The organism is Pantoea sp. QMID4 (assembly GCF_030270445.1).
In the GTDB taxonomy this organism is placed as follows: domain Bacteria; phylum Pseudomonadota; class Gammaproteobacteria; order Enterobacterales; family Enterobacteriaceae; genus Pantoea; species Pantoea vagans.
The window spans coordinates 1-19,644 of record NZ_BSXL01000011.1; the positions used below are offsets into that span (position 1 = coordinate 1).

The following is a 19,644-nucleotide window of genomic DNA, read 5'->3' on the forward strand; positions in this document are numbered from 1 at the left end:
CAAGATTTGCCTGGCGGCTTTAGCGCGGTGGTCCCACCTGACCCCATGCCGAACTCAGAAGTGAAACGCCGTAGCGCCGATGGTAGTGTGGGGTCTCCCCATGCGAGAGTAGGGAACTGCCAGGCATTAAATAAGTGAAAAAGCCCCGCACGCGAGTGCGGGGCTTTTTTACGTCTGTAGATCGTGAAAAACACGAAAACTTCCCCGTTTCAGCGCTTTTTCAGCCAGTCTGCAATGAAATCTGCCACGTTATCAGGACGATTTATATCCAGAACCGGCACGTTCAGCGCTAACTTCTGATCGCTGGCGATAGCGATCACCAGCTCATCAAGCAGTTCCTCGATCCCACCCTTGATCCCGGCACGCCAGAGAACAATTTTAGGCACCGATTCCTCTTTAAAGCCCTCAACCAGCACTATCTCCAGCACAGAGTGATCCATACGGCTGAGCAGATAAGGCAGATCAATTGACTTCTTTTCCGGTGTCTCACACATCAATGCCCATCGCTCAGAGCTGGCAACCATTACCTGACTGGCGCCCGCTTTTCTGAGCAAATAGCTATCTTTGCCTGGCGTATCTACGTCCATCTCATGATGCGTGTGCTTAATCAGCCCGGTGCGGATCCCTTTACTATTAAGAATGGGTATCACCTGCTGTAATAGCGTGGTTTTGCCAGTTCCACTCCAGCCGACAATCGCGAGTAAGGGTAATGACATATCAGCCTCTCTCATTCAGGTCATCAGGCGTATTGATATTGCGGAAGGCAGATTCATCATCATCCAGATGAACAGCATGGCCGCCGTGGTCGCGCAGGAAATGCATCAGACGTCGTTCACCGGCGTGAAGATAGTCATGAAGAGGCGCTGCCATCTTCCGATGAATCAGCGCCAGCGTGGGGTGATCGCGTGATTGTGAACGAACCCAGACTGCAGGGGCGTCTCCACGTTGTTCAGCCAGTTTTTCAACGAAGTTAAGAGGAAATGCAGGCGTATCACAGGAGCAAAAGGCAGCCCATTCACCGTCGATGGCTACTAATGCACTGTAGATACCGGCCAGCGGACCCGGATAGCCATCAAAAACATCCTGCACAACCCGACACCCGCTTAACTGATAGCGATCAATATTACGATTGGCATTAATCATGACAATGTCAACTTGTGGCCTGAGCCGTTCAAGGACATGCTGATAAAGCGGCCTGCCATCCAGTTGCACTAATCCTTTATCCTGACCACCCATACGGCGGCCCTGACCACCGGCCAGAATGATGCCGGTCAATGTTGTCATGGCTTTGCCCTCGCTGATGACGCACTGTGAATAACGGAGAAACCTCAATGAAATGCCATCGTTTAAACGAGTTGATCGAACTGCTTCAACCCGCCTGGCAAAAAGAACCTGACCTGAATCTGGTCACATTTTTGCAGAAACTGGCGCAGGAATCTGGTTTCAGTGGCCCGTTAAGTGAATTAACTGACGATGTATTAATTTACCATCTCAAAATGCGTGACTCAGCCAGCGATGATGCGATCCCTGGCCTGAAAAAAGACTATGAAGTTGATTTCAAAACCGCACTGCTTCGCGCACGGGGTGTCATTAAACAGGACGAGTAGTGTTATCCTTGGCTGCTATTTGCAAGGGAAAATACAGGTAATATGATGAGCGACGCTGCTTTCAACTTCCAGACATTGAATCCCGACGTATTGCTTGATGCGCTCTGGGATACAGGAATTCGCGTCGAATCAGGTCTGACAGCCCTGAACAGCTATGAGAACCGGGTTTACCAATTCAGCGATGATGAAAAACGTCGCTATGTCGTGAAGTTTTATCGCCCACAGCGCTGGCGTGCTGAACAGATCGCTGAAGAACATCAGTATGCGCTCGATCTGCTGGCTGATGAGGTGCCCATCGCGGCACCATTGCGGTTAAAGGGCGAGACCTTGCACAGCCACGCTGGCTTCTTCTTTGCCGTATTTCCCAGTCTGGGCGGACGGCAATATGAGACAGACAATGAAGATCAGATGGAATGGGTAGGCCGCTTCCTGGGCCGCATTCATCAGACCGGGCGCAAAGCGCTGTTCAGCCATCGTCCTGCCATCGGTCTTGATGAGTATCTGCATGAACCCCGGCAGGCGCTGGAGCACTCACAATTAGTGCCTGCTTCGCTTAAGACCGCGCTGCTACAGGCTATCGATAAGCTGGGTAACACCCTGCAGCAACAGTGGCATACCACGTGGCAGCCGCTACGATTACATGGCGACTGTCATCCGGGGAATATCCTGTGGCGCGATGGACCGCTATTTGTCGATCTGGATGATGCCCGTAATGGCCCGGCGGTACAGGATTTGTGGATGCTCATCAGCGGTGATCGACAGGAACAGCGTATACAGTGGGATATCCTGCTGGAGGCTTACAGTGAATTCAGTGACTTTGATATTAATGAATTGTCACTGATTGAACCTTTACGCGCTATGCGCATGGTTTATTATCTGGCCTGGGTTGTCCGACGCTGGCAGGATCCCGCTTTTCCGCGCGCTTTCCCCTGGATGACAGATGAAGATTTCTGGCGCAGGCAAATTTCACTCTTTACCGAGCAGGAGAAGCTGTTGCAGGAACCTCCTCTGCAGCTGACACCGCAATATTAACGACGTAGTCAGGAGAAGTTTTCACGATGAAAAAAATTTGGTTTGCACTGATGGGTTTAGTGCTGGCATTCAGCGCGTCTGCTGCCCAGTTCACTGAAGGTAAACAATATGTGAGTCTGCCAAAACCTGTGGCCAGTGAACCTCAGGTGATGGAGTTCTTCTCCTTCTTCTGCCCGCACTGCTATCAGTTTGAACGTATTTATCATGTTAATGACGCGGTAAAAAAGAATCTGCCTGCTGATACAAAGCTGGTGAAATACCACGTCGATTTCCTTGGTGGTGATCTGGGACCGGTTGTGACTCAGGCCTGGGCTGTCGCCATGGCGCTGGGCGTTGAAGATAAGGTGACAGCACCGATCTTTGATGGCATTCAGAAAACGCAGACCATTACCGATCCTGCCAGTCTGAAAGAGACTTTTGTTAAAGCGGCCGGTATCTCCGCTGCTGACTACGATGCTGCCTGGAACAGCTTTGCCGTAAAAGCGTTGGTTGCACAACAGCAGAAAGCGGCTGCGGATGTTGATCTGCGCGGTGTGCCAGCGATGTTCGTGAATGGCAAATATATGGTGAACAACGGCGGCCTCGATACCAGCTCTATGGACAATTTCGTTGCTGATTACGCGAACGTGGTTAAATTCCTCGTAAGCCAGAAGTAATCTGCCTTACCACCCCATCTGACGCCAGCTCTGCTGGCGTTTTTTTATGCCATTAAACAGAGACGTAAATTTTGTCCATCTCCAGGGCATAAATTTAATATCCACACAAGGGATCACGTAATTAAAAATGGCGAACGGGTCACGGAAATTAAATAAGCCAATGAAAATTATGGTTTTTATTAATAGCTAAATCATTTAAGATCCTGAATATCAGCGCGTTATAATTTTTACGCACAAAGTTATCCACAGAATGATCGTTGCGATCTTTCCTCCAGAACCGTTAAAAACGCGACATATCCTGCGCCTTAGTTCACCATTTCCGCCAGCTTGTGGCATCCTTATAGACCAACCCATAGCAACGAAGACAACACAGACTTATGGCGCAAATAGCAGAAAATCCCCTCATTCTGGTCGATGGCTCATCCTATCTTTATCGCGCGTATCACGCGTTTCCGCCGCTGACCAATAGTGCAGGTGAACCCACTGGCGCCATGTACGGCGTGCTCAACATGCTGAAAAGCCTGCTGGCGCAATATAATCCGAGTCACGTTGCTGTGGTGTTCGATGCCAAAGGCAAAACCTTCAGGGATGAGCTGTTCGAGCATTATAAATCTCATCGTCCGCCGATGCCTGACGAACTGCGGGCGCAAATCGAGCCGCTGCATGAGATGGTGCGGGCGATGGGTCTGCCGCTACTGGCTGTGAGCGGCGTTGAAGCCGACGATGTTATCGGTACGCTGGCGCTGGAAGCGGAGAAAAAAGGGCTTTCAGTGCTGATCAGCACCGGCGACAAGGATATGGCGCAGCTGGTCACGCCAGCCATCACGCTGATTAACACCATGAGCAACACCATCCTGGGGCCGGAAGAGGTTGAGCAGAAATATGGTGTGCCACCGGCCTTAATCATCGATTTTCTGGCCATGATGGGCGACAGCTCAGATAACATCCCTGGCGTTCCCGGCGTGGGCGAGAAAACGGCACAGGCTCTGCTGCAGGGTCTGGGCAGCATGCAGACCATCTATGACAATCTGGACAAGGTAGCCGATCTCGGCTTTCGTGGTGCCAAAACCATGGCGACCAAACTTGAGCAGAATCGGGATGTGGCGTTTCTCTCTTACCAGCTGGCGACCATTAAGACCGACGTTGAGCTGGCGCTGCCCTGTGAAGAGCTTACGGTCACGGAACCCGATGTCGAAGCATTGCAGGCCCTGTTCAGTCGGTACGAATTCAAACGCTGGCTGAGCGACCTTCAGGATGGGAAATGGCTGCAGGGCAAGAAGAGCAATACTCAGGCACAGAAAGCGCTCTCCGATGAGTCGGTTGCTGTGCCTGAAACCAGCAGCGTATTACCGACCGAAAATTATGTCACCATTCTGGATCAGGATCTTTTCGACAGCTGGCTGGCGAAGCTGAAAAAAAGCGAGGTCTTTGCCTTTGATCTGGAGACCGACGCGCTGGATACCCTGAGCGCTAACATCGTGGGCATCAGCTTCGCGATTGCGCCCGGCGAAGCCGCCTACCTGCCGGTTGCCCACGACTATCTCGATGCGCCTGATCAACTGGATCGCGCGGCCGTTCTGGCACAGCTCAAGCCTCTGCTGGAAGATGACAGCGCCTGGAAAGTGGGCCAGAACCTGAAATACGATCGTGGCGTACTGAAAAACTACGATATTGAACTGGCCGGTATCAAATTCGACACCATGCTTGAGTCCTATATTCTCAACAGCGTGGTGGGTAAACATGACATGGATAGCCTGGCTGCTCGCTGGCTTAACCACAAAACGGTCACCTTCCAGGAGATTGCGGGTAAAGGCAAAAATCAGCTGACGTTCAATCAAATCGCATTGGAGCAGGCATCCCATTATGCTGCCGAAGATGCCGATGTGACCCTGCAGTTGCATCTGAAAATGTGGCCAGAGCTGGAGAAAGAAGCGGGCCCGAGAAAAGTCTTTGAGCAGATTGAGATGCCGTTACTGACGGTCATTTCCAGGATTGAGCGCAATGGTGTGTTAATCGATCAGGTTATTCTGGCGAAACACTCGAAAGAGCTGACTGCCCGACTGGCTGAGCTTGAATTAAAAGCGCATGAGCTGGCGGGAGAACCCTTCAACCTCTCATCCACCAAACAGCTTCAGGTGATCCTGTTTGAAAAACAGGGTATCAAACCGACGAAGAAAACCCCAGGCGGTGCGCCGTCAACCAGCGAAGAGGTGTTAGCTGAGCTGGCACTCGACTATCCGCTGCCCAAAGTGATTCTGGAACATCGCGGCTTATCCAAACTTAAGTCGACCTATACGGATAAATTACCCCTGATGATCAACCCGCTGAGCGGGCGGGTGCATACCTCTTATCATCAGGCCGTCACCGCAACCGGTCGCTTATCCTCTGCCGATCCGAATCTGCAAAACATCCCGGTGCGCAATGACGAAGGACGCCGAATCCGTCAGGCCTTTGTCGCGGCCAAAGGCTATCGCATTGTGGCGGCAGACTATTCACAAATCGAACTGCGTATCATGGCGCATCTCTCTCAGGATAAAGGATTACTGGATGCTTTTGCCCAGGGCGAAGATATTCACCGTGCCACGGCATCCGAAGTATTTGGTGTACCACTGGATAAGGTCAGCGCCGAACAGCGCCGTAGCGCGAAAGCGATCAACTTTGGTCTGATCTATGGTATGAGTGCATTTGGTCTGTCGCGCCAGCTGAACATTGGCGCAGGTGAAGCGAAAAAGTATATGGATCTCTATTTTGAACGCTACCCGGGCGTACTGCGCTATATGGAGAACACCCGTCAGCTGGCGGCAAGTAAAGGCTATGTCGAAACGATTGAAGGCCGTCGGCTGTGGTTGCCGGATATTAAATCCAGCAACGCCATTCGCCGGAAAGCCGCTGAACGAGCCGCAATCAATGCGCCGATGCAGGGAACGGCAGCGGATATTATCAAGCGGGCGATGATTGCTGTGGATACGTGGCTGGAACAGCAAAACGACAATAGTGTCCGAATGATCATGCAGGTTCACGATGAACTGGTGTTCGAAGTGAAAGCGGAGGCCGTTGAAGCAGCCAGCCAGAAAATCCGCGTGCTGATGGAAGGTAGCGTGCAGCTCGACGTGCCTTTACTGGTTGAAGTCGGTGTAGGTGACAACTGGGATGAAGCCCACTAATTCACGGCTTCAGGTCGGTTTCACAAAGCGGAATCGACCCTTAATCAGGTATAAGTAAATCGTTTAATGGCCTGGTTTAACCCGGCGAGCGCTGGTACTGAGATTACGCACTTTTCTAACTGCTTATCGGCTAAACACTTTTTTCGTTATTTAACTACATCGCAACGCTATTTTTGTGATGCATATGGTAAAAAAAGCTCTGTTTGTTGTAAGTAAGCAACAAAAAAGCCTTTGTCACGCACAGAAAATCAGGTAAAGTTCGTCGCGTAGGGTACAGAGGTAAGATGTTCTATCTTTCAGACCTTTTACTTCACGTAATCGGATTGGCTGAATTTAGCCGCCCCAGTCATTCTGTGACTGGGGCGTTTTTTATTGGGCTTTTTGCACCGCCAGCTTCAGCGGCACCGTATTGCCACTTACTCTTCGCCGTCCTGATCTTCAACCGCCGGTTCAAGCGTATTAAACCAGCTGTCCAGCTTCTGACGAACCTTATCCACGCCGATTTTCTTCAGCGAGGAGAAGAGCTCTACCTGCACATCACCCACGAATTCGAGTGCGGCTTCACGCACGACATTGAGCTGCGCTTTACGGGCACCTGAGGCCAGTTTGTCTGCTTTAGTCAGAAGTAACAGCACCGGAATGCCGCTTTCCACTGACCACTGAATCATCTGTCGATCAAGGTCTTTCAGCGGGTGACGGATATCCATCAACACGACCAGTCCTTTCAGGGCCTGACGTTTTTGCAGGTATTCTCCTAACGCACGCTGCCACTTCAGCTTCATCTCTTCCGGCACTTCGGCATAACCGTAACCGGGCAGGTCGACCAGACGCTTACCTTCTTTCACTTCGAACAGGTTAATCAGCTGCGTACGTCCCGGCGTTTTACTGGTACGTGCCAGACCCTTCTGATTGGTTAACGTATTCAGCGCACTCGATTTTCCCGCGTTCGAACGGCCAGCAAAAGCCACTTCAATTCCGGTATCGGCAGGCAGATGACGGATATCCGGCGCGCTCATGACAAAGTGGGTAACGTGATAATTCAATTCAGACAAGGTAACACTCCAGAAAACACATTAAGGCAATGGCGGCGATTATACGCGTTATGGCGCGAAAGTGCTCAATCACATCTCGATAACAAAGTGTGTAAGAGATTTGCCATTCAGGCTGCAGGTTATTTCGTTTTTTACTTTAATTACTAAAAATAAAAAATATTAAAATTCATACATTTAACAGTAATTGTTCTTTTTTTGAACTAACTATTTTTGACATCGACTTGAGGCTTTTACCAGTTGGTCTACATTATTGTGCAGTGAACGGCAGCACACATCAGGATGATGCGCTCAGGGATGTCAGGAAGGCAATGAGCGGTGGAATGGAAACGGTCAGGGATACGGCCAGACAGGGATAAGGAAAAGCTCAGGAGTTGAGCAGGCGCGGGATTGACCGGGATGTTACGAGCCGAAAAGGACTTAAAACATGATTCCTTCTTATGAAGGTATGAAATAAGGCGACAGCTTAAGCTGTCGCCTTTTTTCTTTGTCTGGTTTCTGCTAGATTTCGCCGCAATTCTATACTGAATAAAAAAGCCGGGACCGAATACTATGAAGCAACCTGCACGAGCTGCTAACGGCAAACCTGCCGTCAAAGCCAAACGCAAATCGCGTGACGATATCAACCATGAAGCACGCGATCGTAAACGTGATAAAAAGCATCGCGGACACGCATCTGGCAGCCGTGCTAATCCGGCTGCGTCTGAAAGCAACGGCGGACGTCAGGAGAACAGCGTAAAAGATCCGCGTATCGGCAGTAAAAAACCGGTAGCCCTGATTGCTGAGGGGAAAACCGCAGCCGTTAAACCAAAGAAAAGCGTGGCAAAACCGGCAGCTGAGAAGAAAGTGCGTCTGACGCCCGAAGAAGAGCTGGCGAAGCTGGAAAATGACGAGCGTCTGGATGCGCTGCTGGATCGTCTGGAAAATGGCGAAACGCTGTCGGCTGAAGATCAGGGCTGGCTGGATGCCTCGCTGGATCGTATCGACGAACTGATGGAGCAGTTAGGCATTGTGATGGATGATGCTGACGATGAGCAGGCTGAAGAAGATATGTACCGTCTGCTGAAGGGCAACTAAGCAGATTTGATCGGCATGCGGTTTCCGCATGCCGTACTTATCAGGTAAACGACAATGTTTTGGCCTGGATCAATTTTCGCGCTGCTGGCAACATGTTATCTGCTGTGGTTATTGTTTAAACTACGACGCCTGTCGCGGCTGAAGCAACGTTTACGTCGGGTCTCAACCCGCTCACCTTTCATCTCCTCTTCTTCGCGACCTTCTCTCAGACGACGTCACCGGAAGGAGTGAGCATGCCATCGCAGCAGATTGAGTGGGATCAGGCGTTAATTGAAAAGTACAATTATGCCGGCCCGCGTTACACCTCTTATCCCACCGCGCTGGAGTTCAGCGAGCACTACGCGGAAGGCGATTTTCAGCGAGCCGTGGCGCGCTACCCTGACCGTCCGCTGTCACTCTACGTCCATATTCCCTTCTGCCATCGTCTCTGCTACTTCTGCGGCTGCAATAAGATTGTGACCCGTCAACGCCACAAAGCGGACCGTTATCTGGATGTGCTTGAGCAGGAGATTATTCAGCGTGCGCCGCTATTTCGTCAGCGTCAGGTCACGCAGCTTCACTGGGGCGGCGGCACGCCAACTTTTCTCGACAATGCGCAGATTTCACGGCTGGTGGGTTTACTAAAGCAGCATTTCAGCGTGGCCAGCGATGTTGAAATGTCGATCGAGATTGATCCGCGTGAAATTGAACTGGATATGATTGACCACCTGGGATCGCTGGGATTCAATCGTCTGAGCATGGGAGTACAGGACTTCAATAAATCGGTGCAGGAACGGGTTAACCGGGTGCAGGATGAAGAGGTGATTTTCGGCCTGATGGCGCGCGCCCGTGAACAGGGCTTCAGCTCTGTCAGCATCGACCTGATCTATGGTTTGCCCCTGCAGACACCAGCCAGCTTTGCCTGGACGCTGGAGCGGGTACTGGCACTCAATCCCGACCGCCTTAGTGTGTTTAACTATGCGCATCTGCCAGCGATGTTCGCGGCACAGCGTAAAATCAAAGAGGATGAACTGCCATCCGCTCAGCAAAAACTGGATATCTTACAACAGACCATCGCGACGCTGACTCAGCAGGGCTACCAGTTTATCGGGATGGATCACTTTGCAAAGCCGCAGGATGAGCTGGCCATCGCGCAGCGGAAAGGGCAGCTGCATCGCAATTTCCAGGGATACACGACACAGGGCGACAGCGATTTGCTGGGGCTTGGCGTTTCAGCTATCAGCATGACTGGCGACAGTTATGCGCAGAACCAGAAAGACCTCAACACCTGGTACAAGAGTGTAGAACAGCAGGGGAATGGCCTGTGGCGCGGCATCGCCTTAACCGACGATGATTGCCTGCGTCGTGACGTGATTAAAACGCTGATCTGTAACTTCTCGCTGGATTTTGCCGCGACAGAAGCCCAATGGGGAATCTGCTTCAGCGACTATTTTGCTGAGGATCTGGCGCTGCTGAAACCGTTAATTGCCGACGGGCTGGTGTTACAAACGGCTGGCGGGCTGGAGGTGACAGGGATTGGCCGGTTACTGATTCGTAATATCTGCATGTGTTTTGATCGTTATCTGCGTCAGAAAGCGCGTCAGCATCAGTTCTCGCGTGTTATCTGAAGAAACGGGCTGGCAGACCACACCAGCCCGTACTGGACCGCTTATTCCATGCCAAGCTCTTTCAGCTTGCGCGTCAGCGTGTTTCGTCCCCAGCCCAGCAGACGTGCTGCTTCCTGCTTGTGGCCTTGCGTATGACGCAGCGCAGTGGTGAGCAGCGTACGCTCCATTTCTGGCTGGGCTTCTGACAGCAGATTCTGATGACCGGAACGCAGGGCGCGGTCGGCCCACTGTGCCAGCAGGGTTGCCCAGCTGTCAGGCAGCGACTGCACCGGATTTTCCGGGGTACTGGATTCAAACAGTTCTCCGGGCAGATCCTGAATCAGGACTTCCTGGCCCGCCGCCATCACGGTCAGCCAGCGGCAGGTGTTCTCCAGCTGACGGACGTTACCGGACCAGTGAAGCCGGGTTAAGGCTGTCTCGGTTTCCGGATGCAGAATCTTCGCTTCCACCCCCAGCTCACGGGCCGCCACCTGCAGGAAGTAACGTGCCAGACGCGGGATGTCCTCACGACGCTCACGCAGCGGTGGCAGATGCACGCGAATCACATTCAGGCGGTGGAAAAGGTCCTCACGGAACTTGCCTTCCTGTACGCGTAACTCCAGATTCTGGTGGGTTGCGGCGATAATACGTACATCCACTTTCACTGGCGCATAGCCACCAACGCGATAGAACTGGCCATCGGCCAGCACGCGCAGCAGCCGGGTCTGCACATCCAGCGGCATATCACCGATCTCATCCAGAAACAGCGTGCCGCCATCCGCCTGCTCAAAACGGCCCTGACGGATCTGGTTTGCGCCGGTAAAGGCACCTTTCTCGTGACCGAACAGTTCGGACTCAATCAAATCTTTGGGAATCGCCGCCATGTTCAGCGCGATGAAAGGCGCCTTGGTACGCGGACTATGGCGATGCAGCGCATGCGCTACCAGCTCTTTACCGGTACCGGACTCGCCGTTGATCAGCACACTGATCGACGAGCGCGATAATCGTCCGATGATGCGGAACACATCCTGCATCGCCGGCGCTTCACCAATGATATCGGTGGTGGGTCCGCTGACCGGCTGATTTCGCGGCTGCTGCTGTTCCTGATAGTGACTGATGGCTCGCTCGACCAGCGCCACCGCTTCGTCGATATCAAACGGTTTAGGCAGGTAATCAAAGGCACCCTGCTGATAAGCGCTGACAGCGGCGTCCAGATCCGAATGCGCCGTCATTATGATGACCGGAAGCATCGGATGGCGCTGTTTAATCTGTTTCAGCAGCGCCAGGCCATCCATACCGGGCATGCGAATATCTGACAGTAAAACGTCCGGGGTCTTGGTTGAGAGGGCATCCAGCACCTCGCTTGCGCTGTCAAACGTCGCGCAGCTCAAACCGGCTCCAGTGAGCGCGCGTTCAAGCACCCAGCGGATGGAGCTATCGTCATCGACGATCCAGACTATCCCTCGTTGCATAGAAACCTCACTGGCGAATAGGCAGGTAAACCGAAAATTCGGTGTGTCCCGGCCAACTGTTAAATTCTATTTTTCCTGAATGTTGATCAATCAGGCTACGGGCGATGGAGAGACCTAAACCGGTTCCGCCTTCACGTCCGCTGACCATCGGATAAAACAGCGTATCCTGCAGCTGGGCCGGAATGCCGGGGCCATCATCTTCAATATCAATACGTGCTACCAGGCGATAACGTGTGCCGTGCAGCGTCAACTGGAAAGCGGTGCGGGTGCGGATAACAATGGTGCCACCGTCGTCGCCCAGCGCCTGAAGTGCGTTGCGAACCACGTTAAGCAGCACCTGCTCTATCTGGTCGGGGTCATGCGGCAGTTCCGGCAGGCTGGGGTCATAATCCCGTACCAGCGAAACATTCTCCGGCAGCTCCATCGACACCAGATTGACCACCCGTTCCGCCACCTGATGAATGCTCTGCGTGATGTGCATGCCTGGCTGCTGCGGTCCTAACAGACGATCCACCAGATTTCGCAACCGGTCGGCCTGTTCAATAATCACTTTGGTGTATTCATTCAGTGACGGATCGGGCAGGGCGCGGGATAGAAGCTGTGCCGCGCCGCGTAATCCACCCAGCGGATTTTTAATCTCATGGGCCAGACCGCGAACCAGATCGCGAGCGGCGACCTGCTGCGCGTGCTGTAACTGCTCCTGACTGAGGCGACGCTGATTATCCATCGGCGCCATTTCCATCAGAATTAAGCCATCGGGTAACCGCTGGGCGGTCAGCGACATAATATGTGCGCGACCATCTACTACCAGCGTGACCTCACTGTCAGTAAATCCCTGGCCAGCCTCAAGACTCTCGCGCATCACCTCAATATTCAGCGAAAAGTAGCCGATTAATTCCGGTAACGGTGTGCCGAATAATTTGCGTGAGCTTTGCGCCAGTAATTGCTGCGCCGCCGGATTGGCGTAATGAATAACCAGATCGTTATCCACTAACAAAATACTGTTGATTAACGCGTTGAGAATCTGCCCTGCATCGGGCAGAGAGCCAGTTGCCATACAACGTTCCTCTGCACCAGTCAGGTGCATTTTAGTCTTTAAGCCGAAAAGAGGGCGAATGAACGGTGAATTCGCGGAGAAAAAAGCCCATCCGAAGATGGGCTAAAAGTTTCCACGGCAACAAAAACGTCTGACCAGTTAAACGCTGTAGTAAAGCTCGAACTCAACCGGGTGTGGTGTCATGCGAACGCGATCCATCTCTGCTTTACGCAGTTCGATGTAAGCATCGATCGATTCGTCTGTGAATACACCGCCACGGGTCAGGAACTCGCGATCTTCATTCAGTGCATTCAGCGCTTCTTCCAGCGAGCCTGCAACTTTTGGAATCTCAGCTTCTTCTTCCGGTGGCAGGTCATACAGGTTCTTATCCATCGCGTCGCCAGGATGGATTTTGTTGATGATGCCATCCAGGCCAGCCATCAGCAGAGCAGTGAACGCCAGGTATGGGTTAGCGGCTGGATCCGGGAAGCGCGCTTCGATACGACGAGCTTTCGGGCTGGCAACAACCGGGATACGGATTGAGGCAGAACGGTTACGGGCTGAGTAAGCCAACATAACCGGTGCTTCGTAACCCGGGACCAGACGCTTGTAAGAGTTGGTTGTCGGGTTCGCCAGGGCGTTGATCGCTTTAGCGTGCTTGATGACACCGCCGATGTAGAACAGCGCCATTTCAGACAGGCCGCCGTACTTATCGCCGGCAAACAGATTCTGGCCACCCTTAGAGAGTGACATGTGGCAGTGCATGCCTGAACCGTTGTCGCCAAACATTGGCTTCGGCATAAAGGTCGCCGTTTTGCCGTAAGCGTGCGCAACGTTGTGAACGACATATTTGTAGATCTGAATTTCGTCCGCTTTTTTGGTCATGGTATTGAAGCGGGTCGCCACTTCGTTCTGACCTGCGGTCGCCACTTCGTGGTGATGCGCTTCAACAACCAGGCCCATCTGCTCCATGGTCAGACACATGGCAGAACGGATGTCCTGTGATGAGTCAACCGGTGGAACCGGGAAGTAGCCGCCTTTCAGACCTGGACGGTGACCTTTGTTACCGCCTTCGTACTCTTTACCGGTGTTCCATGCCGCTTCGATATCGTCGATAGCGACATGTGAGCCTGACGTTGATGAACCGAAACGGATGTCATCGAACAGGAAAAATTCGGGTTCTGGTCCAAACAGCACGGTGTCCGCGATGCCGGAAGAGCGCAGGTAATCTTCAGCGCGCTTGGCGATAGAGCGTGGATCGCGATCGTAGCCCTGCATAGTGCCTGGCTCAAGAATGTCACAACGGATGATCAGCGTAGAATCTTCGAAGAAGGGATCCATGACTGCCGTGGTGGCGTCAGGCATTAGCACCATGTCTGATTCGTTAATGCCTTTCCAGCCGCCAATAGACGAACCATCGAACATTTTGCCTTCTTCGAAGAAGTCAGCGTTAACCTGGTGAGCAGGGATCGTAACGTGCTGTTCTTTACCTTTGGTATCGGTAAAACGCAGGTCAACAAACTTAACTTCATGCTCGTTCATCATCGAGAGAACGTGTTCAGCGGACATACTCAACTCTCCTGGAAATGGTCTTTCATTATCTACATGGCGAGGAAACGTCGTTTCCGGAATGCGTTCGGGAAAACCACTCCCTGACTCATCTCTTCCGGCACGCTCTTCAGCCGACATCTGACAGGCGTTTACGCTTGTATTAGATAAAGCGAATTCTGTGCCAACTTTTTTGATGTTGCTTAAATCGCCTTGTGATGCACCTTTTTGTCATGAAGCGCCTGCACCATGATTGCCTTAGCGCACCACTGTGGTGCTTGATGGTGATTTTTTAGCACTATTTTGGTGCACAAGACCAACTTAGTGCATTTTCTGCACCGGGAACAGGGCAAATTTGCGGCGATGCAATAAACTTTCAGTGAAAAGTGTGATCCTGTTCAGTCTTCCGCTTAATCCGTGTACAATACCGCGCTATTTCTAATGCCTGAGGCAAAGCTGTGATCGAAAATTTGCGTAACATCGCCATCATCGCGCACGTTGACCATGGAAAGACCACCCTGGTTGACAAACTGCTGCAACAATCCGGTACTTTTGATGCCCGTACCGAAGCAACCGAGCGCGTGATGGACTCCAATGATTTGGAGAAAGAGCGTGGGATTACCATCCTCGCAAAAAACACCGCCATTAAGTGGAATGACTACCGTATCAACATCGTTGATACCCCAGGACACGCCGACTTCGGTGGTGAAGTTGAGCGCGTCATGTCCATGGTGGACTCGGTGCTGCTGGTTGTAGACGCGATGGATGGCCCTATGCCGCAAACCCGCTTCGTGACCAAAAAAGCGTTCGCGCATGGTCTGAAGCCGATTGTGGTTATCAACAAAGTAGACCGCCCGGGTGCGCGTCCGGATTGGGTTGTGGATCAGGTATTTGACCTGTTCGTAAACCTGGATGCCACTGACGAGCAGCTCGACTTCCCTATCATTTTCGCCTCTGCGCTGAATGGTATTGCGGGTCTTGAGCACACCGACATGGCTGACGATATGACCCCGCTGTATCAGGCTATCGTTGATCACGTTGCGCCTCCGCAGGTTGAGGCTGATGCCCCACTGCAGATGCAAATCTCTCAGCTGGACTACAACAACTACCTGGGCGTGATCGGCATCGGCCGTATCAAGCGCGGTAAAGTTAAGCCTAACCAGCAAGTCACTATCATCGATAGCGAAGGCAAAACCCGTAACGGTAAAGTCGGTAAAGTCCTGACTCACCTGGGTCTTGAGCGTATCGATAGCGATCTGGCAGAAGCGGGCGATATCATTGCTATCACCGGTCTGGGCGAGCTGAACATCTCTGACACCATCTGTGATCCACAGAATGTGCAGGCGCTGCCAGCACTGAGCGTCGATGAGCCAACAGTAACCATGTTCTTTAACGTCAACACCTCACCGTTCTGCGGTAAAGAAGGTAAGTACGTGACTTCACGTCAGATCCTTGAGCGTCTGAACAAAGAACTGGTTCACAACGTGGCACTGCGTGTTGAAGAAACTGAAGATTCTGACGCCTTCCGCGTATCAGGTCGTGGTGAACTTCACCTGTCAGTCCTGATCGAAAACATGCGTCGTGAAGGTTTCGAGCTGGCGGTATCCCGTCCGAAAGTTATCTTCCGTGAAATCGATGGCCGTAAACAAGAGCCATTTGAGAACGTCACGCTGGATATCGAAGAGACGCATCAGGGTTCCGTTATGCAAGCCATGGGCGAGCGTAAAGGCGATCTGAAAAACATGGATCCGGATGGTAAAGGCCGCGTACGTCTCGACTACGTGATCCCAAGCCGTGGCCTGATTGGCTTCCGTAACGAATTCATGACCATGACGTCCGGTACCGGTCTGCTCTACTCTACCTTCAGCCACTACGACGATATCCGTCCAGGCGAAGTGGGCCAGCGTCAGAACGGCGTACTGATCTCTAACGGTCAGGGTAAAGCCGTCGCGTTCGCCCTGTTCGGTCTGCAGGATCGCGGTAAGCTGTTCCTGGGCCACGGTGCAGAAGTCTATGAAGGCCAGATCATCGGTATTCACAGCCGTTCTAACGACCTGACTGTAAACTGTCTGACCGGTAAGAAGCTGACCAACATGCGTGCTTCCGGTACTGATGAAGCAACGACGCTGGTTCCGCCGCAGAAAATGACGCTGGAACAGGCGATCGAGTTCATCGATGATGACGAACTGGTAGAAGTAACACCGCTGTCAGTGCGTATCCGTAAACGTCACCTGACTGAAAACGACCGTAAACGTGCTTCACGTGGTCCTAAAGACGCATAAGTGTGTCTTTAACTGATAAAAAGCCCCGCATGCGGGGCTTTTTTTTGTCTGAAATTCCGGCTTCTCCAGTCGGGCCAGTAAATATTTGGGTGCGGTTTATCCACCTTCTGGCGTTTACGCTTTTCTCTACACGCGTGCCTGTTCAGCCTGCACTTTTGCCGCTAGAGTGAATACTCCAGGGAACAGAAGGAGACACACCATGCTGTATATCTTTGATTTGGGCAATGTGATTATTGATATCGATTTTAACCGCGTGCTGGGTGTCTGGAGTGACCTTAGCCGTGTGCCACTGGCCTCGCTGCAAAGCCATTTCCAGATGGATGAAGCGTTTGAACAACACGAACGTGGAGAACTCAGCGATGAAGACTTCGCGCTGGCGCTGTGTGAAAAGCTGGAAATCGCGCTGAGTTATGAACAGTTTACTGCTGGCTGGCAGGCGGTCTTCGTAGACGTGCGTCCTGAAACCCTGGCGCTGATGAACCGGCTGCGACTTGAAGGTCATCGGGTGGTGATCCTTTCTAACACCAATAAGCTGCATTACGAATTCTGGCCGACGCAGTATCCCGACGTACAGCAGGCGGCCGACAAACTCTATCTCTCGCAGGAGCTGGGTATGCGTAAACCGGAAGCCCGGATTTATCAGCATGTGCTGGACGCGGAGGGTGTGACTGCCGATCAGGCGGTGTTTTTCGACGATAACCCGGAGAACATTGAGGCGGCGCGCGCCCTGGGCATTGAAAGTGTACTGGTTACTGACAGTAAAACGGTACCTGACTGGTTTGCAGGTCGCCCTTAACCCATGATGTCACGTAAATTTCGTCCCGGGCTGCATGCGTTCTGGCTGTGGCTCAGGCTGTTATGGAAACGCATTGATGAAGATGGCATGACGACTCAGGCCGGTAATCTGGCTTATGTGTCATTACTGGCGCTGGTACCGCTGATTGCGGTGGTGTTTGCCCTGTTTGCGGCGTTTCCGGTCTTCTCTGATATCAGCGTACAGTTGAAACAGTTTGTCTTTAACAATCTGATGCCGGCTGCGGGCAACACGCTGCAACGCTATCTTGAGCAGTTTGTGGCTAACGTAAACCGGATGACGGCGGTGGGTGCCGTCGGCCTGATCGTGACGGCCTTACTGCTGATGCATTCGGTTGATACCGCGTTAAATACCATCTGGCGCAGCAACAAGAAGCGACCGATGGTTTACTCCTTTGCGGTCTACTGGATGATCCTGACGCTCGGCCCGCTTCTGGCCGGTGCCAGCCTGGCGATCAGCTCCTATCTGCTGTCACTGCGCTGGATTAATGCGACCGGCGTCACCAGCCTGGTCGATCAGATGCTGCGCATTTTCCCGCTTCTGCTGTCGTGGCTCGCCTTCTGGTTGCTTTACAGCATTGTACCTACCCAGCGGGTGCCGCCGCGCGATGCGCTGATTGGCGCGCTGGTGGCGGGTGCGCTGTTTGAGCTGGGTAAAAAGGGCTTTGCGCTCTATGTTACTATGTTCCCCTCTTATCAGCTGATCTACGGCGTACTGGCCGTGATCCCCATTCTGTTTCTCTGGGTCTACTGGACCTGGTGTATTGTGTTGTTAGGCGCTGAAATTACCGTCGCGTTAGCCGATTATCGGCAGTTAAAACAGCAACACAAAGAAGAACAACGCGAGGAAACATGATTGCATTGATTCAACGCGTGCAGCGCGCCAGCGTCAGCGTCGATCAGAACGTAATCGGTGAAATCGGTGCCGGTTTACTGGTTTTGCTGGGCGTGGAAAAGGGTGATGACAATGCGCGTGCGGAACGTCTCGCAGAACGCGTACTGGGCTATCGCATCTTTAGTGATGAACAGGGCAAAATGAACCTGAGTGTTCGTCAGGCGGGCGGAAGCGTGCTGGTCGTGTCGCAGTTTACGCTGGCCGCAGATACGCAAAAAGGGATGCGCCCCTCCTTTTCAGGGGGCGCGGAGCCTGCTGAGGCCGAACGCCTTTATGATTACTTCAGCGACTGCTGTCGCCAGCAGGGCATGACCACAGCGAATGGCCGTTTTGCTGCGGATATGCAGGTCTCGCTGGTGAATGATGGTCCTGTGACGTTCTGGTTACAGGTGTGAGATCGCAAGCGGAGCGGCAGGGAACAGGCCACCTGGCCGAGCGGGAGAAACATTACATGTATCATCTTCGCGTGCCACAGACAGCGGAAGAGCTGGATATCTATTATCAGTTCCGCTGGGAAATGTTGCGTAAACCGCTGCGTCAGCCGCAGGGGTCGGAACGTGACGCCTGGGATGCCCTGGCACATCATCAGATGGTGGTTGATGAGCAGGGAAATCCGGTCGCCATTGGCCGTCTCTACATTAACGCCGACAATGAGGCCGCTATCCGCTTCATGGCCGTTCATCCGTCGGTGCAGGGGAAAGGGCTGGGTACGCTGATGGCGATGACCCTGGAGTCGGTAGCGCGTCAGGAAGGCGCGAAGCGGGTAACCTGCAGCGCCCGCGAAGATGCGGTTGCCTTCTTCGCTAAGCTCGGCTATATCAATCAGGGTGAGATTACCGCGCCGCAGACGACGCCGGTACGCCATTTTCTGATGATCAAGCCGGTTGTTACGCTCGATGATATCCTGCATCGCGCCGACTGGTGCGGTCAGCTGCAACAGGCCTGGTATGATCATATTCCGCTCAGCGAGAAGATGGGTGTGCGTATCCTGCAGTTTACCGGGCAGAAATTTATCACCACCATGCCTGAAGCGGGCAACCAGAATCCACATCACACGCTGTTCGCCGGCAGCCTGTTCTCGCTGGCCACGCTGACCGGCTGGGGATTGATCTGGTTGCTGCTGCGCGAGCGCCATCTCGGCGGCACCATTATTCTGGCAGATGCGCACATTCGCTACAGCCGCCCGATCAGCGGACGGCCTGGCGCGATTGCCGATCTCGGCTCACTAAGCGGCGACCTTGACCGTCTGGCTCGCGGACGTAAAGCACGCGTGCAGCTTGAAGTGGAGCTGTTTGGCGATGATGAATGTGGCGCGGTGTTTGAGGGCGTTTACATCGTCCTGCCCGCCGATCCGGATGGGCCGCTGGAACAGGGCGGTTCCGGCGCACGTATCAATTAATCATAAGGGCCGCATTTGCGGCCCTTAT

Annotated in this window: 17 protein-coding genes and 1 rRNA gene; 12 read left to right on the forward strand and 6 right to left on the reverse strand. The window is 52.9% G+C overall.

The features are described 5' to 3' along the window. Nucleotides 1-9 precede the first annotated feature (9 nt). Nucleotides 10-125: ribosomal RNA gene (gene rrf, locus QSK07_RS20765) — 5S ribosomal RNA — on the forward strand. 84 nt (nucleotides 126-209) lie between these two features. Here rrf and mobB read toward each other — a convergent pair. Continuing rightward, nucleotides 210-716 carry a molybdopterin-guanine dinucleotide biosynthesis protein MobB gene (mobB, locus tag QSK07_RS20770; protein ID WP_285722822.1) on the reverse strand — a complete coding sequence of 169 codons (507 nt, stop codon included), beginning with the start codon at nucleotides 714-716 and terminating at the stop codon, nucleotides 210-212. 1 nt (nucleotide 717) lies between these two features. Beyond that, entirely contained in the window at nucleotides 718-1,284 is a 567-nt protein-coding gene (gene mobA, locus QSK07_RS20775; RefSeq protein ID WP_285722824.1) for a molybdenum cofactor guanylyltransferase MobA, read from the reverse strand. Between the two features lie 47 nt (nucleotides 1,285-1,331). On the opposite strand from mobA, the gene QSK07_RS20780 reads away from it, so the two are divergent. The 4 genes from QSK07_RS20780 to polA all read left to right on the forward strand — a co-directional run bounded on the left by QSK07_RS20780 (nucleotide 1,332) and on the right by polA (nucleotide 6,459). Continuing rightward, nucleotides 1,332-1,607, forward strand: coding sequence for a YihD family protein (locus QSK07_RS20780; protein ID WP_098051976.1), 276 nt, complete (start codon nucleotides 1,332-1,334; stop codon nucleotides 1,605-1,607). 45 nt (nucleotides 1,608-1,652) lie between these two features. After that, complete coding sequence (locus tag QSK07_RS20785) at nucleotides 1,653-2,639, forward strand: serine/threonine protein kinase (RefSeq protein WP_285722826.1); 987 nt, start codon at nucleotides 1,653-1,655, stop codon at nucleotides 2,637-2,639. 26 nt (nucleotides 2,640-2,665) lie between these two features. Further along, complete coding sequence (dsbA, locus tag QSK07_RS20790; protein ID WP_061061160.1) at nucleotides 2,666-3,295, forward strand: thiol:disulfide interchange protein DsbA; 630 nt, start codon at nucleotides 2,666-2,668, stop codon at nucleotides 3,293-3,295. 377 nt (nucleotides 3,296-3,672) lie between these two features. Beyond that, nucleotides 3,673-6,459 (forward strand): DNA polymerase I, encoded by a 2,787-nt coding sequence (gene polA, locus QSK07_RS20795; protein ID WP_285722829.1) that lies wholly within the window; start codon nucleotides 3,673-3,675, stop codon nucleotides 6,457-6,459. Between the two features lie 416 nt (nucleotides 6,460-6,875). Here polA and yihA read toward each other — a convergent pair whose 3' ends face one another. After that, a complete protein-coding gene (gene yihA, locus QSK07_RS20800; protein WP_013359537.1) occupies nucleotides 6,876-7,511 on the reverse strand; it encodes a ribosome biogenesis GTP-binding protein YihA/YsxC in 636 nt (211 codons plus the stop codon). A gap of 549 nt (nucleotides 7,512-8,060) precedes the next feature. Here yihA and yihI point away from each other — a divergent pair. Both yihI and hemN read left to right on the forward strand, forming a co-directional pair. Further along, nucleotides 8,061-8,585: a Der GTPase-activating protein YihI gene (yihI, locus tag QSK07_RS20805; protein ID WP_098051980.1), complete on the forward strand. Its 525-nt coding sequence runs from the start codon at nucleotides 8,061-8,063 to the stop codon at nucleotides 8,583-8,585. Between the two features lie 233 nt (nucleotides 8,586-8,818). Next, the gene (gene hemN / locus QSK07_RS20810; protein WP_285722833.1) at nucleotides 8,819-10,192 is read left to right on the forward strand and encodes an oxygen-independent coproporphyrinogen III oxidase; all 1,374 of its coding nucleotides are present in this window, start codon (nucleotides 8,819-8,821) and stop codon (nucleotides 10,190-10,192) included. A 41-nt stretch (nucleotides 10,193-10,233) separates the two neighbouring features. Here the strand turns inward: hemN and glnG are convergent, their stop codons facing one another. The 3 genes from glnG to glnA form a co-directional block, all read right to left on the reverse strand. Further along, the gene (gene glnG / locus QSK07_RS20815) at nucleotides 10,234-11,643 is read right to left on the reverse strand and encodes a nitrogen regulation protein NR(I) (RefSeq protein WP_010258440.1); all 1,410 of its coding nucleotides are present in this window, start codon (nucleotides 11,641-11,643) and stop codon (nucleotides 10,234-10,236) included. 7 nt (nucleotides 11,644-11,650) lie between these two features. Next, nucleotides 11,651-12,700 (reverse strand): nitrogen regulation protein NR(II), encoded by a 1,050-nt coding sequence (gene glnL, locus QSK07_RS20820; RefSeq protein ID WP_098051982.1) that lies wholly within the window; start codon nucleotides 12,698-12,700, stop codon nucleotides 11,651-11,653. Nucleotides 12,701-12,838: 138 nt separating this feature from the next. Beyond that, nucleotides 12,839-14,248: a glutamate--ammonia ligase gene (gene glnA / locus QSK07_RS20825; protein ID WP_098051983.1), complete on the reverse strand. Its 1,410-nt coding sequence runs from the start codon at nucleotides 14,246-14,248 to the stop codon at nucleotides 12,839-12,841. A gap of 437 nt (nucleotides 14,249-14,685) precedes the next feature. Between glnA and typA the strand changes: the two genes are divergently transcribed. The 5 genes from typA to fabY all read left to right on the forward strand — a co-directional run bounded on the left by typA (nucleotide 14,686) and on the right by fabY (nucleotide 19,616). Further along, on the forward strand, nucleotides 14,686-16,509 hold the full coding sequence (gene typA, locus QSK07_RS20830) for a ribosome-dependent GTPase TypA (RefSeq protein WP_061061155.1): 1,824 nt from the start codon (nucleotides 14,686-14,688) through the stop codon (nucleotides 16,507-16,509). A gap of 199 nt (nucleotides 16,510-16,708) precedes the next feature. Next, the gene (gene yihX, locus QSK07_RS20835) at nucleotides 16,709-17,305 is read left to right on the forward strand and encodes a glucose-1-phosphatase (RefSeq protein ID WP_285722837.1); all 597 of its coding nucleotides are present in this window, start codon (nucleotides 16,709-16,711) and stop codon (nucleotides 17,303-17,305) included. Nucleotides 17,306-17,308: 3 nt separating this feature from the next. Continuing rightward, complete coding sequence (locus QSK07_RS20840) at nucleotides 17,309-18,178, forward strand: virulence factor BrkB family protein (RefSeq protein ID WP_061061153.1); 870 nt, start codon at nucleotides 17,309-17,311, stop codon at nucleotides 18,176-18,178. After that, nucleotides 18,175-18,612: a D-aminoacyl-tRNA deacylase gene (gene dtd / locus QSK07_RS20845; RefSeq protein WP_098051986.1), complete on the forward strand. Its 438-nt coding sequence runs from the start codon at nucleotides 18,175-18,177 to the stop codon at nucleotides 18,610-18,612. The genes QSK07_RS20840 and dtd overlap by 4 nt, the downstream gene beginning before the upstream one ends. A gap of 56 nt (nucleotides 18,613-18,668) precedes the next feature. Continuing rightward, nucleotides 18,669-19,616 carry a fatty acid biosynthesis protein FabY gene (fabY, locus tag QSK07_RS20850; protein ID WP_098051987.1) on the forward strand — a complete coding sequence of 316 codons (948 nt, stop codon included), beginning with the start codon at nucleotides 18,669-18,671 and terminating at the stop codon, nucleotides 19,614-19,616. Nucleotides 19,617-19,644: the final 28 nt, after the last annotated feature.